The following is a 12,273-nucleotide window of genomic DNA, read 5'->3' on the forward strand; positions in this document are numbered from 1 at the left end:
GTGTGGGATTCGGCCAGCGCCAGCTCCTGATTCGACCGACGGAACCACGGAGAGGAGAAGCCGTTGAATCCACGTACAGCCCAACGGGCGGCGGTCACCGGCGCCCACAGCCTCATCGGAGACCGCATTTATCGTTTGGGAGCAAATATCGTCCTGGATGAAAACGTCAGCTGGTGCCCGCCCGGCACCCGAACCACCCAGGCTGTCAATTGCTACCTCATTAAGGGAGACAACGGCTCGGTGCTGGTGGATACGGGTATCCGGCTTCATGAGGCAGACATCATCCGGCAGCTGGACTCTCTCCTGGAACAAGGGGAACCACTGGTTGTGGTGCTGACACGAACGGAAATGGAATGTTGCCTGAACCTTCCGGCCATCGAAGCACGGTTCAATGTCGAATCGGTCTGGTACACCGGGGGAATTACGGTGCCGAGGATGGCTGCATCACCGCAGCGCATCATGGTCAATCCTGGAACCTCCCGTGAAGTGGAGGTTATGGGCGGCCTGACGTTGGAGTTCGTATCGCCGTTGATGCGGCTGCTGCCAACACTTTGGATCTTCGATCCAGTCTCCAAGGTGCTCCTGACCTCGGACGCATTCACGCATCGCTCCCCAGACAGCTCCGTGGGGAGCTCCCCGGCGGCGGGACTGCATAAGTTCCAGTGGTTTGCCCAGGCGGATACGAGGGACATTGGGCGGGACGTTGAAGAAGTAATCCTTCGGCGGCAGGTTGAGGCGATCGGACCCGGGTACGGCGAGCCAATCGTTGGCGCTAGCGAATCTGCCGCCGAGGCCGCCATCCTGGCCGAGGCGATCAGGAAGGTAGGTAGCCAGTGAGTGTCGAGGTTTCGGGCGGGGAGTCCACCAAGGGTCGCGTCATCGCAGAGGGTGTGCATTGGCTGGGCGGTTGCCTGTCCGCCAGCGCCGAGGGACAGGAAGTCCACTACCACGTCTCGTCTTATCTGGTGATGGGCTCCGAAGCATCCATCCTGGTGGACACGGGAGATCCCGCGCACAGGGATACGGTCCTGGCCGAACTGGAGAATGCCCTTGGAAGCAGATCGCTGGACTACGTCTTCCCGACGCATCCGGAAATCCCGCATGCTGGTAATCTTCCCGTTCTGTTGGAGCGTTATCCCTCGGCTGTCGTAGTTGGGGACGTTCGTGATTATGCACTCCATTTCCCCGAGTATGCAGACCGTCTGACGGCCAGGCGGGCTGGGGAGTCGATTGATCTGGGGGACAGGGAGTTCCATTTCCTTCCGGCTTACATCCGCGACCTGGAGAACACTCTCTGGGGCTACGACTCCGGTGCGGCGATCATGTTCGTTTCCGATGGCTTTTCCTACATCCACGACATACCAGGACCGGATGACGACGACGAACCCGTGCATCTGCCAGGGCAGTGCCGCTTGCTCTCCTCCGAGATGCCGGAACCGCCGTCCGTGGAGCAGGCGGCCTATGGCACGGGCCGTGCACTGTACTGGACCAAATTCGTTGATGTCGGCAGTGCGTTCCGAAGCATCGAGGAATCCTTGGAAAACTACCCGGCCAGGTTGATAGGGCCCGCCCACGGAAATGTCATTGACGACGTCCAGGGCATGCTCAAGACATCGCTGGCGGCCCACCGCAAGGTTTACGAAGGACGGCGGCTCTAATGAACTCCCGTCACCATGAACAGCAAGGAGAGAGTCAATGCGGGACCTGATTGGATATGGGGAGAATCCCCCGATTGTCACTTGGCCTCACGGTGCCAAGGTAGCCGTCTCCTTGGTGCTGAACTACGAGGAAGGCGCTGAAAGTTCCATCGAAGCAGGAGATGAGCGGGACGAGGACGTTTCCATCTTTGGCGGATGGTCCTCTGACCCCTCGCGGCGCAGCCTTATGAAGGAGTCCTTCTTCGAATACGGCAGCCGCGTCGGCATTTGGCGATACCTGGGCATGTTCAGGGAGTACAACGTTCCAGCAACCGTTATGGCCTGTGGAGCTGCCCTTGAACGGAATCCGGACGCGGCCGTTGCTATTGTCCGGGATGGTCATGAGATCTGCGCCCACGGCTACAAGTGGCGCGGAACGGTGGGAATGGAGCCGGATGAAGAACGGCAGGAAATCCGGAAGTCCTTGGCCGCCGTCGAGGCCGTGTCCGGAGTGCGGCCGGTGGGTTGGTATGTCCGTGAGGGCATCACCGAGAACACTCGGACCATCCTGGCCGAGGAAGGCGTTCTTTACGATTCCAATTCCTACGCAGACGATCTTCCCTACTATGTGAAGGCCGGCACGCACAATCACTTGGTGGTGCCATACTCGGGTGACACGAACGATGCCCGCTTCTGGGGCAACGGGAGCCTGGGCACCGCGGAGGATTTCTTCAACGTGTTGAGGGACTCTCTGGACTGCCTGCTGATTGAAGGCGAAACCGTGCCCAAGATGATGTCAGTCGGGCTGCATTTGAGGATTGGCGGGCGGCCCAGCGTTGCCCACGGAGTGCGCCGTTTTCTTGAGTACGCCCTTGCCAAAGAGGGAGTCTGGTTCGCCACCCGTGAGGAGATTGCGCGGTGGTGGATGGAGCACCCGCCCGTGGAGGTAAACGCCAGACCGGCCGAGGCTGCTTTCGAGGGGGCGGCGTGATGGGAACCGGAGACGGGCAAACAGCCACAGTCAACATCGATCGGCTGGTGCACAACGTCCATGAGCAAGGCTTTACTGCCTTGGACAAGGTAGGACTCAACGGTCAGCGCGACCAAGGGCCTGGTCAGCACACTCATCTCCCGGGACCTCAGCGGTTCAGATGATTTGTGCGTCAGCTGGGGCCGGATCCTTCCCGGCCAGCACCACCTCTGCCACCATCACCCGGACGCATCAGAGTTCTATGTTGTCGTCAGCGGGACCCCGATTGTCCATCTTGGCGACCTCACCTACCGGGCAAAACCGGGCGATGGCATTTACATCCCCCGCGGGACTACCCACGGACTCACCAACGATGGTTCAGAAAATGTGGATCTCGTGGTTGGTGTGAGCAAGCCTGCTGACTGGCAATTCGTTCCGGATGAGTGAAGTCTCCAGCGGACGCCAAGGCCAGATCCATTCGTCATCATCACTTTCAGGAGGACCACACGTGAACCAGGAACAGCCTCCGGCCCTGAAACGCAGCGTTGGCATCATCACCGCCGACCCCACCCCTACTTTGCTGGCACTCCTCGCGCATGCCGGGGTTGACTTCCTTGTCCTGGACGCTGAACAGACGGGGATTTCCGTCCGGCAATGCCGTGATGCAGTGCAACGGCTGGCTGGCTCCGGGGTGCACGTGGCAGTGCGGGTACCGGACTTGGAACCGAACACACTGGTGGCCTTCGCGAACACCGGGGTAGACGAGATAGTCCTTCCGCAGCTGCGCACCGTGGACCAACTCGAACGGGCTTACGAGGCTACGAGGTACGCCCCCGTGGGTTCACGTCCCCACCAAGTCACGCCCGCTTCGTCCTTTGGGTTGGACTATTCCTTCTCTCCCTTGTTGACCGTGTTGTTCGAGACGGCAGAAGCTGTGGAACGGGTCAAGGAGTTCGTTGACAGTGACGCATTTGCCGGAGGGTGGGTGGGTCCGACTGACCTGGGCACGGATCTCCGTCGACATGGAGAAGAGCGCCCCGAAGCCTTGCAGGAAGCCATCAAGCATGTGGTCGACATTGTTGCAGGGGCTGGCTACAGCATTGGAGTTCCTGCGCCCGCAATGGCCGCAGCGGCGACTGTTTTCAGCCGTGGCGCTGACCGTTGTGCCGTCTATTGGGAGAAAGAGGTTGCTTCAATGCTTACCGGTTACGCCGGGTTGCGGGCGGCGTGAGCAACCTTGCCAAGGACGCATCCGCCGTCGAAACCGTTGCCTTCAAAAAGGCATCCAAGCGAAATCATCTTCGATATACTGACGCAAAACCGAGGACTAATGAAGGAGTCGTCGTGGACGGTACAGACACAGCACAAGGCGAAGTAACCGAGTCCCTGGAACGCGACTTCTGGATTGCCCATCTCGGGGCCATGATCAAACAGCAACGCCTCGGCCGTTTCACGGTGGAGGAGCTTGCTGAACGCGCAGGCGTCAGCGCGGGACTCATTAGCCAGATCGAGCGCGGAATCGGTAATCCTTCCTTTGCGACGCTGCTTCGTTTGGCAAACTCGCTGGACCTTCCGTTGGCAAGCATGTTCATGGACCCGAATGAGGGCCAGGACCACATGCTGGTACGCCGGGCCGATCGGCGACGCATCGAAATTCCTTCCCAGGGCATCATCATGGAGCTGATCGTTCCGGATTCGGAGCGCAAGCTCGGCGTCATCAGCATGACCATTCCAGCCAACTTCGAGGGCGCACACGTTCCGCACTCCCACGAGGGCGAGGAATGTGTCATCCTGCAGGCCGGCACTCTGGTGGCGACCATCGGTGGCCAGGATTTCGTGCTGGAAGCCGGCGACAGCCTGACGTACGACGCTTCCTTGCCACATTGGTGGAGCAACCAAACGAATTCGGCCGCAGTCATGCTCGCGATCTCCACGCCGCCCTCTCTCGGCAAAGCGCACTAAACGTGGGCGCTCCCGGCCCGAAGACCAGGCTTGGCATCCTGGTGCCGTCGAGCAATTCGAATGCGGAAACCCTCACAGCATCGATCCTTGCGGAACAGCCCGATCTTGGAGTGCACTACAGCCGCTTCCGTCTGCCTCCACGGCTTGATGATCCAGTTGACCTGGGCGTCCTCGGAGAGGCTCCTTCCCTGTTGAATGACGCCGAGCTGCAAGCCATCGCCTTCCACGGCACATCCGGTTCCTGGACGGGCATCGCAGGCGATCACGGACTTTGTGCCGGGCTTGAGTCCGTGTGCGGCGCGCCCGCAACCACCGCATCCGTGGCCGTCGTCGAGGCCCTTGCAGTCTTGAAGGCGACGCGCGTCGGCCTCGTTTTTCCAGGGCCCGGCACTATTGCTTCCCTGATTCAGGAGGAGTACGCGGCCCACGGCATTGACGTCACAGGTATTTCGGTTCCGGAGGTGGTGATGACCAACCCGGAAATAGCCCGACTGGACAAGTCCGGAGTCGTGGGCCTGATGAGGCCCGCCTTCACTGCGGACATGGATGCCGTGGTGTGCATCGGAACCAACCTTCGCTCGGGATACTTCGTCGCCGGCCTTGAGCAGGAGTTCGGCATTCCCGTAGTCGACAGTGCCATCGCGACTCTTTGGCATCTGCTCCGCATTGCCGGGGTGGCCCGGCCGATCCCGGGATGGGGAGCGCTCCTGGCTTTGGAGTAGAAGCGGCTGGCCCTGAATGGAAGTGGCCCGAGCTCAGCTTCCCGGAAGCCCTATGAGGTGCCCTGCAACGCCGGTGACCCGCCGCCGTCGTGTGTTCAGCAGTCGTCTGCTCCGCCCGCCGTAACGTCCAGCCAGGCATTGACGATGTCCATGCGTGTCGCGAACCAGGCATCCTTCTGGCGTGCGTGGGAGATGAATCGCTCGAGCGCCACTGCGTACCCCGGCCGTCCAATGAGCCGGGGGTGTAGTCCGACGCTCATCACGGAGGGGCCGCCGCGGGGATCTTCGAGCAGCATGTCCAATGCGGCGGTGAGGTGGTTGCCGAACGCTGTCGCGGTGGGGAATTGCTTGAACAGCCCGGAATCGTTGGTATCACCCGCGTACGGCAGGACTGGAAGGCGCGGATTTCCTTGGCCACTGCCCCAATGCGGCAGGTCGTCATTGAAACTGTTCGATTCGTACGCGAACCCGTTGGTAGCGAGAGCCTGGCGGGTCCCCGGTTTGAGGCCATCCCGCGAGTACCAACTCGTGGGGACGTGGCCTGTACTCTCCATAATCGCGTCCTTGGACGCGACAATCAGGCGGTGCTCCGCGTCGTCGTCGAGGTCTGTGTGCGTGTCCCACTGGTTCCCGTGATCTGCGATCTCATGACCGTCGCGGACCAACGCTGCAGCAATTAGAGGGTTGAGCTGCAACGCTGCGGCACAGCAGAAGGCGGTCGCTTGGACTCTGTGTTTCCGCAGGATCCTCAGCAAGCGCCAGATGCCAGCCCTGGAGCCGTATTCGAAGGCTGATTCCAGGGCGACGTTGCGTACTGCTGCTGGCTGGGCGGGAATCCAGTGTGCCGCCAGGTCGTCGGCCTTGTCGCCGCGGGCGATGCTGCGCTCGGCACCCTCTTCCACATTGATCACGAGGGAAACTGCCACCCTGGCATTGCCCGGCCAGCGGAACTCTGGCGGCGTTTCGCCATATCCGACGAAATCCCGCTGCGTGGGTGGCTGTGCCATTGGCTTCTCCATCTCGGGGGTTCCTGCGCCGCAGCGTTACGGCTATAGTGAAGCAAACTTCGATATGATGAAACTAGCCGAGAGGGGCCTGAATGTCTACGCTCATCCGTGGAGGCATCGTTATTACGGCGTCCGGCGACACAGTCACCGACGGCGGCGCGGTAGTCATCCGCGATGGCCGCATCGCGGATGTGCTCCACCGATGGGATGCAGGTCAGCCGTTTGACGGCGAAGTCATCGAGGCATCCGGGTGCGTGGTCATGCCAGGCCTGATCAATATCCACACCCACGGAGTGACCCCGGGCCCGCTGTTCCCGAGTGCGGCACCGGCGCTGCCTGCCGAGCGATGGATGGCGAATCTGGACAGGCACCTTTTGGCGGGAACCACCACAGTGCTCAGCCTCTGTGGTTTCGCCTCCATGGACGATGTCCGCGAAGCAGACAAAAGGCACGCCGTGCACGTCCGTGGTGCAACGACCCATCTACCCCATTGCTTGCGGGCCGCAGCTCTGGCGGACGGCCGGGGTCTTACAGTCGAGGCGGGCGAACTCACCGTTGAGGCGATACTCGACGACGGCGCTGTCGCCATCGGTGAGTTGGGCGGTGGACAAACCCTGGGCGGCGGAGGGCAGGACCTCGTCTACATCCCTGCGGCTATCCAAAAAGCCTCCAGCATTCGAGTCACTATTGATCAAGCCCGCCGCATCAAGGAAGCAGTCCTGGGCAGGTTCATCGACGTCCGCGCATTCGATCCGGCAGCCCTTGCGGGGGCGGCCCAGGACGCTGGCCTGGCGGACGCCTTCACAGCAACCCAGCTGGTGAAGCTCGTCAAGGACACGGTGATGCCGTCATTTGTCCCGGCCATCGAAGGAATTCGGGAGGGTGTCCGTGCGGCGTCGAAGTTTGGCGTGCCGGCCATCGTGCACAGCGCATCAGCAACCGCCAGCGTTCTAAGGGAACTGATGCCCGAGCTTGCTGGAACGGGAGCCACGGTGATTGCCGCGCACGCCAACCACCCGTCCCACACGCCGGCCGAGGCCTACGAACTGGCTGTCCTGGGCAGAAAAATGGGTTGGCCGGCTGAGGCTTCAGTGTTTGATCTCCTGCACCGCCGGCGAACGGTGACTACGCGCGAGCACTGGGACTTGCTGCTTCAGGAAACCGGCCTGATCTCAGTCATCGGGACCGACTATGGACACGACGGGGACCATGACGAGCTAATCTCTGCCGTCCAGGATATTGCGGCGCACGGACACCGATCCCTGGCGGGTGCCGTCGCCATGGCAACCTCTGCCGTGGCTGATCTGGTTCCGGGCATCGCACCCGGAAGCGGGCGGCTCGAGGCTGGGCGAGTCGGGGATGTAGTGGTCGCCAACGCCGGGGATTTCAGGGATGTACGTTTTGTTCTGGCAGACGGCGTCTGCGTGGTTCGCGATGGACGGCTCACCCCGGAGGCGCACCGATGAGTCAAGCATCCAACAAGGCGCTGCCGTTGAGCAGTCACCAACTGGCAATCGTCCATGAGCTGGTTGGAGCTTCGATTGCCCAGCAGGACCTTCCCGCGCTGGAGAGTGCCTACCGCGACTTCCGGACTGGGATGGATTCCCTGAAGGCTGCCTTTGAACAGCAAATCCTTTTGGAAAAGGAGACCGACGCAAAACGGGAGGTGAATCCTTGACGGAAGCGTGGGAACTGGGCATCGCGGAAGCAGCTGTACTCATCCGGCGTCGCCACTTGTCCGCTGTTGAACTGCTCGACGCTGTTCTGGATCGTGCCCGGGCCACAGAGGAGTATGCCCGGGCCTGGGCGCATATCGACGAACGCGGCGCACGTGAAGCGGCCCGCATCGCCGATGACCTGGCCATCGGGGGCCAATTCGCAGGCAGCCTTCACGGGATCCCCATCGGAATGAAGGACGTCATCGACGTCCAGGGGATGCCGACGGAGGCCGGCTCCGAAAGCCTCCGTGGGAATATCGCGCCGGACGACGCCGGAGTGGTACGCCGACTCCGTGAAAGCGGTGCCGTGATCCTCGGGAAGCTTCAAACACACGAGTTCGCCTTCGGACAAGGAACTCCACCGTCGCGAAACCCTTGGGGCCCTGACCGGTACGCAGGAGGCTCATCCGTTGGATCGGGCGTTGCCGTTGCTGTGGGCTCAATTCCCGGGGCGCTGGGCACTGATACCGGTGGCTCCGTCCGGAACCCGGCCGCCATCAACGGGCTGGTGGGGCTCAAGCCAAGCTACGGCGTCGCTTCTTCCACTGGCATCCTTCACGTAAGCCACACCATGGATCACGTGGGACCTATTGCCCGGAGCGTCGAAGACTGCGCGGCGCTTCTGGACGGCATGGTGGAGCCACAGGGCATGGCGCTGCTTGGCGGGCCAGTCTCAGCCCAAATCCGTGCCCCCCTTGTTCCGGTCAGGCTTGGGGTCGATCGCAGAATGTGGTCGGAATGGGGAGTTACCGCGGAAGTCACGGAGGCCGTGGAAGGAGCGCTTCGTGTATTCAGGGACCTTGGATTCGAGGTCGTGGAACTTCCGCTTCCCGAGCTTGACCTTGCCCTGCATGCCAGCGTCGCAATCTCTCTTTCCGAAGCTGCCCAACATCATCGCGTCCGGCTGGGCAGCGCGGCGGAACGATACTTGCCCGCCACCCGCATCATGATCGAAACAGGTGCGCTGGCTTCCGAGGAGGACCTTCACCTGGCGTGGCAGGTAAGGGCGCACCTCCGGTGGTTCTTGCCGCGCGCCATGGCACAGGCTGGAGTACATGGACTCGTGTCACCTACGCTGCCGACGATCGCCCCCTTGGCTCAGACGATGTCCTCTGAACTGACTGGTTCCCCCGGAGAGGACTCCCTTTCGGCTGCCCTTCGCATGCTCTCAGCTGCGAATCTGACCGGCATGCCTGGGGTGAGTATTCCCTGTGGCTTCTCAAACGGGCAGCCCGTTGGTCTGCACATCATGGGACCGGAACACGCCGATGCCAGGGTCCTCGCGATCGCCCAAGCCTATGAGCGCGCCACGCAATGGAAGGGGTTCGTGCCGGTCCATATGCTGCCACAAACTGTTGGGTAGGCATCTGCGCGTCAGGGAGTGCTTGGCCGATGACACCCAAATTCCCCACGGACCCTGAAACGGGCTGAGGACGCCTGGATTCCCGGGGCGTCAACCCATCGTTGTGGCGCGCACGAATATGGGTGTCGCCAGCCAAACCGCTAACCGGCGAAACCGAAAACCGCTGGGGCGCGAAACAAGCGAAAACACGAGAACCCCTGGAAATCCTTTGATTTCCAGGGGTTCTCTACCGAGCTTCCTATCAGAATCGAACTGATGACCTTTTCATTACGAGTGAAACGCTCTACCGACTGAGCTAAGGAAGCACCGCGTCCATCACCGGTTTCCCGGGCGATCACGCAAGACATAACTGTAATAGAGGCACCGCGCCCGGGTCAAAACGAGGGCGGTGGCGGCCGTTGCGGGGATGTTCACTTGCACGTCGGGCCGGGTTCAGGCGGCCTTTTCCCGGCCGCCGGAGGCTGGGAAATCAACGGTGGCGGTTATATCCAGCCACGCAAAACCAGCCGAAGGAGCCGCGCAATGACCGGGGACGCAATGACCAGGGATACCAGCCACACCCACACGCGGCTGCGGCTGGCTGTGGTGGACATGGTGGGAACCACCATTACCGACAATGGGCGCACGGAGCGGGCGTTGTCCCGGGCGTTGGCGGAGCATGGCGTAGAACCAGGCAGCACCCGCTTCGAGAGCATGCTCGGTTATGCACGTGACACCATGGGCTTCTCGAAAATGGCCGTCTTTGGGGACCTTTTTGGTGACCCTGGTGTTGCAGAGAGCGCGAACAAGGCCTTCGAGAGGGCTTATGACGAGCTGATTGAGGACGGTGGTATCCGCGCTATTCCCGGTGCGGAGGATGCCATTGTCTGGATGCGGGAGTCCGGCATGCAGGTCTGCCTTGCCACAGGCTTTGGCCGTCACACGCAGAACATGGTCCTTGAATCACTGGGCTGGATGGGTTTGGCGGACCTCAGTTTGTGTCCGGCAGATGCCGGACGGGGCCGCCCCTTCCCTGACATGATCCTGACGGCGTTGCTGGCTTTGGACCTGGACGATGTTCGTGAGGTGGCCGTCATCGGAGACACCAGCTCAGACATGCTCTCGGGGGTTCGCTCAGGTGCTTCGCTGATTACCGGAGTCCTCACAGGCTTCCACTCCGAGGCGACGCTGCGCGCAGCGGGCGCCACCGTCGTCGTGGATTCCATCAAGCAGCTGCCGCTCCTGCTGGAGAAACGGGAGGCCAGGCGCGTCTAGCACCCTTAGGTCACGGCAGGCCTAGCACTGGAGCCCGTCCTGCGGCAGCTTTCCGTCAACAAAGTAATCGTCGACGGCGGTGCTGACGCATGAGTTCGAGCGGCCGTAGGCTGTGTGCCCTTCGCCTTCCCACGTGACCAGAGAGGCATTTTCAAGCTGTTTGCGCAGCGACTGCGCCCACTCCAAGGGGGTGGCCGGGTCTCCCGTGGTGCCGATAACGACAATGGGGGCGGAGCCGGTGTAGTCCACGGGAGCAGGCGTGCGGGTGTTCTTGTAGGGCCAGTCCTTGCAGGTGACCCCGCCGTAGGCGAAGAATGCGCCGAAGGTCGGAGATTCCTGCTTGAGGCGGGTTTCCTCCGCCCTCATGCCAGCGGTATCAGTGACCATTGGGTAGTCGAGGCAGTTGATGGCCTGGAACGCGAATGCCGAGTTTGAACTGTACGTACCATTGGCTTCGCGGTCGGCCCCGAGATCGGCGATGCGCATCATCTGGGACACGTCGCCGGAGAATGCGCTGTCCAGGGCCTGGGTCAATGCCGGCCAGCTTTGGTTGTCATAGAGCGGGAGGAAGAGCCCGTTGACAAACTCGGTCCCGGTCACCAGCCTTCCGTCCTTGGCTGTTTGCGGGTTCTGGTCCACTGCGTTGATGAGATCCCTGATTTCCTGGATTCCATTATCAACGGAGCCGCTGAGGGGGCATTCCTTTTGACGAAGGCAGTCGTCCACGTAGGTGCGGAGGGCCTTTTCAAAGGCTCTTGCCTGCCCCGCAGTCAGTTCCTCGTTGCTGATGGACGGGTCCACGGCACCGTCAAGGACGAGGTGCCCGACGTTCTCCGGGAACAGCGAGGCGTAGGTGGAACCCAGGAAAGTACCGTAGGAATAGCCCAGGTAATTGAGCTTGGCATCGTTGACGACGGCACGCAGGACGTCCAGGTCCTTGGCAGCACTGACGGTATCAATGTGTTCGAGCACGGGTCCGGTCTTCTCGACGCACTTCTCAGCCAAGGACTTGTTGAAGGCCAATGCCGCCGCCAGGCCCTGGTCCGTTTCCTTCCGGAATACTTTCTCGCGCGCGGCGTCCCGTTCGGCATCCGACATGCAGGTGACCGGAGCGGACCGCTTGACGCCGCGGGGGTCGAAGCCCACCACGTCGAAGTTGGCCCGGAGCTTCTCGGTGAAGTGCGTGTTTCCCGCATCCTTGACGAAGTCGACACCGGAGCCGCCCGGACCTCCCGGATTGACCAGGATGGAACCCTTCTTGGTGCCCGTGCTGGGCAATTTGATGGCGGACAGCGTGATTTCGGCGGAGTCCGGATTGCCGTAGTCCAAGGGAACCTTCACTTCAGCGCACTGGAACCCATCCTCACATGAGCTCCATTTCACGGACTGCGAATAATACTTTTCGAGTCCCTTAGGCGCCGAGGCCGCAATGGACGGGTCAACAGTGCTGGTGCTCGGCTTCGCAGTAGGTGTTGGCAGGAAAGGCAACGAGCAGGCACTGAGCACCAGCAGGGAGGCAAGGGCCAAGCAGAGGGCCGCGAAACCCCGCAGCCTAGCACCCCCGCCCGCAGCAGGCTGGACAGACCGGTCCCTTGAACGGGCACCGGCGGGCCGGCGAAGTGCGGACTTCATGCATTCTC

13 protein-coding genes and 1 tRNA gene are annotated in these 12,273 nt (G+C 61.7%); 11 read left to right on the plus strand and 3 right to left on the minus strand.

The features are described from left to right. The first annotated feature begins 63 nt into the window (after window positions 1-63). The 7 genes from LDP01_RS22970 (at window position 64) to LDP01_RS23000 (ending at window position 5,291) form a co-directional block, all read left to right on the plus strand. Complete coding sequence (locus LDP01_RS22970) at window positions 64-837, plus strand: MBL fold metallo-hydrolase (protein WP_224094449.1); 774 nt, start codon at window positions 64-66, stop codon at window positions 835-837. Continuing rightward, window positions 834-1,658 carry an MBL fold metallo-hydrolase gene (locus LDP01_RS22975; RefSeq protein ID WP_224094450.1) on the plus strand — a complete coding sequence of 275 codons (825 nt, stop codon included), beginning with the start codon at window positions 834-836 and terminating at the stop codon, window positions 1,656-1,658. Before LDP01_RS22970 ends, LDP01_RS22975 begins: the two co-directional genes overlap by 4 nt. A 37-nt stretch (window positions 1,659-1,695) precedes the next feature. After that, window positions 1,696-2,628: a polysaccharide deacetylase family protein gene (locus tag LDP01_RS22980; RefSeq protein WP_224094451.1), complete on the plus strand. Its 933-nt coding sequence runs from the start codon at window positions 1,696-1,698 to the stop codon at window positions 2,626-2,628. A 165-nt stretch (window positions 2,629-2,793) separates the two neighbouring features. Continuing rightward, window positions 2,794-3,054 (plus strand): cupin domain-containing protein, encoded by a 261-nt coding sequence (locus LDP01_RS22985; RefSeq protein ID WP_224094452.1) that lies wholly within the window; start codon window positions 2,794-2,796, stop codon window positions 3,052-3,054. Between the two features lie 61 nt (window positions 3,055-3,115). Then, a complete protein-coding gene (locus tag LDP01_RS22990) occupies window positions 3,116-3,838 on the plus strand; it encodes an aldolase/citrate lyase family protein (RefSeq protein WP_224094453.1) in 723 nt (240 codons plus the stop codon). Between the two features lie 113 nt (window positions 3,839-3,951). Continuing rightward, entirely contained in the window at window positions 3,952-4,569 is a 618-nt protein-coding gene (locus tag LDP01_RS22995; protein WP_224094454.1) for a cupin domain-containing protein, read from the plus strand. A gap of 2 nt (window positions 4,570-4,571) precedes the next feature. After that, a complete protein-coding gene (locus LDP01_RS23000) occupies window positions 4,572-5,291 on the plus strand; it encodes a maleate cis-trans isomerase family protein (RefSeq protein ID WP_224094455.1) in 720 nt (239 codons plus the stop codon). A 95-nt stretch (window positions 5,292-5,386) separates the two neighbouring features. Here LDP01_RS23000 and LDP01_RS23005 read toward each other — a convergent pair whose 3' ends face one another. Beyond that, window positions 5,387-6,298, minus strand: a complete 912-nt coding sequence (locus tag LDP01_RS23005; protein ID WP_224094456.1) for a polysaccharide deacetylase family protein — start codon at window positions 6,296-6,298, stop codon at window positions 5,387-5,389. A gap of 92 nt (window positions 6,299-6,390) precedes the next feature. Between LDP01_RS23005 and LDP01_RS23010 the strand changes: the two genes are divergently transcribed. From LDP01_RS23010 to LDP01_RS23020, 3 genes are read left to right on the plus strand one after another with little or no spacing between them, the layout of a single operon-like run. Next, window positions 6,391-7,764, plus strand: coding sequence for an amidohydrolase family protein (locus tag LDP01_RS23010; RefSeq protein WP_224094458.1), 1,374 nt, complete (start codon window positions 6,391-6,393; stop codon window positions 7,762-7,764). Continuing rightward, the gene (locus tag LDP01_RS23015; protein ID WP_224094459.1) at window positions 7,761-7,976 is read left to right on the plus strand and encodes a hypothetical protein; all 216 of its coding nucleotides are present in this window, start codon (window positions 7,761-7,763) and stop codon (window positions 7,974-7,976) included. The genes LDP01_RS23010 and LDP01_RS23015 overlap by 4 nt, the downstream gene beginning before the upstream one ends. Further along, window positions 7,973-9,379 (plus strand): amidase, encoded by a 1,407-nt coding sequence (locus LDP01_RS23020; protein WP_224094461.1) that lies wholly within the window; start codon window positions 7,973-7,975, stop codon window positions 9,377-9,379. Before LDP01_RS23015 ends, LDP01_RS23020 begins: the two co-directional genes overlap by 4 nt. A 232-nt stretch (window positions 9,380-9,611) precedes the next feature. On the opposite strand, the gene LDP01_RS23025 is transcribed toward LDP01_RS23020, so the two are convergent. Then, window positions 9,612-9,684: transfer RNA gene (locus LDP01_RS23025), tRNA-Thr, on the minus strand. 217 nt (window positions 9,685-9,901) lie between these two features. Here LDP01_RS23025 and LDP01_RS23030 point away from each other — a divergent pair. Next, on the plus strand, window positions 9,902-10,633 hold the full coding sequence (locus tag LDP01_RS23030) for an HAD family hydrolase (protein ID WP_224094463.1): 732 nt from the start codon (window positions 9,902-9,904) through the stop codon (window positions 10,631-10,633). 21 nt (window positions 10,634-10,654) lie between these two features. Here LDP01_RS23030 and LDP01_RS23035 read toward each other — a convergent pair whose 3' ends face one another. Further along, on the minus strand, window positions 10,655-12,265 hold the full coding sequence (locus LDP01_RS23035) for an alpha/beta hydrolase (protein WP_224094465.1): 1,611 nt from the start codon (window positions 12,263-12,265) through the stop codon (window positions 10,655-10,657). Window positions 12,266-12,273 lie beyond the last annotated feature (8 nt).

This window comes from Arthrobacter sp. StoSoilB13 (assembly GCF_019977255.1).
In the GTDB taxonomy this organism is placed as follows: Bacteria; Actinomycetota; Actinomycetes; order Actinomycetales; family Micrococcaceae; genus Arthrobacter.

Coding starts and splice junctions, on each gene's coding strand:
- LDP01_RS22980 (WP_224094451.1), top strand. CDS start 1,696: ATGCGGGACCTGATTGGATATGGGGAGAATCCCCCGATTGTCACTTGG.
- LDP01_RS23015 (WP_224094459.1), top strand. CDS start 7,761: ATGAGTCAAGCATCCAACAAGGCGCTGCCGTTGAGCAGTCACCAACTG.
- LDP01_RS23035 (WP_224094465.1), bottom strand. CDS start 12,265: ATGAAGTCCGCACTTCGCCGGCCCGCCGGTGCCCGTTCAAGGGACCGG.
- LDP01_RS23030 (WP_224094463.1), top strand. CDS start 9,902: ATGACCGGGGACGCAATGACCAGGGATACCAGCCACACCCACACGCGG.
- LDP01_RS23005 (WP_224094456.1), bottom strand. CDS start 6,298: ATGGCACAGCCACCCACGCAGCGGGATTTCGTCGGATATGGCGAAACG.
- LDP01_RS23010 (WP_224094458.1), top strand. CDS start 6,391: ATGTCTACGCTCATCCGTGGAGGCATCGTTATTACGGCGTCCGGCGAC.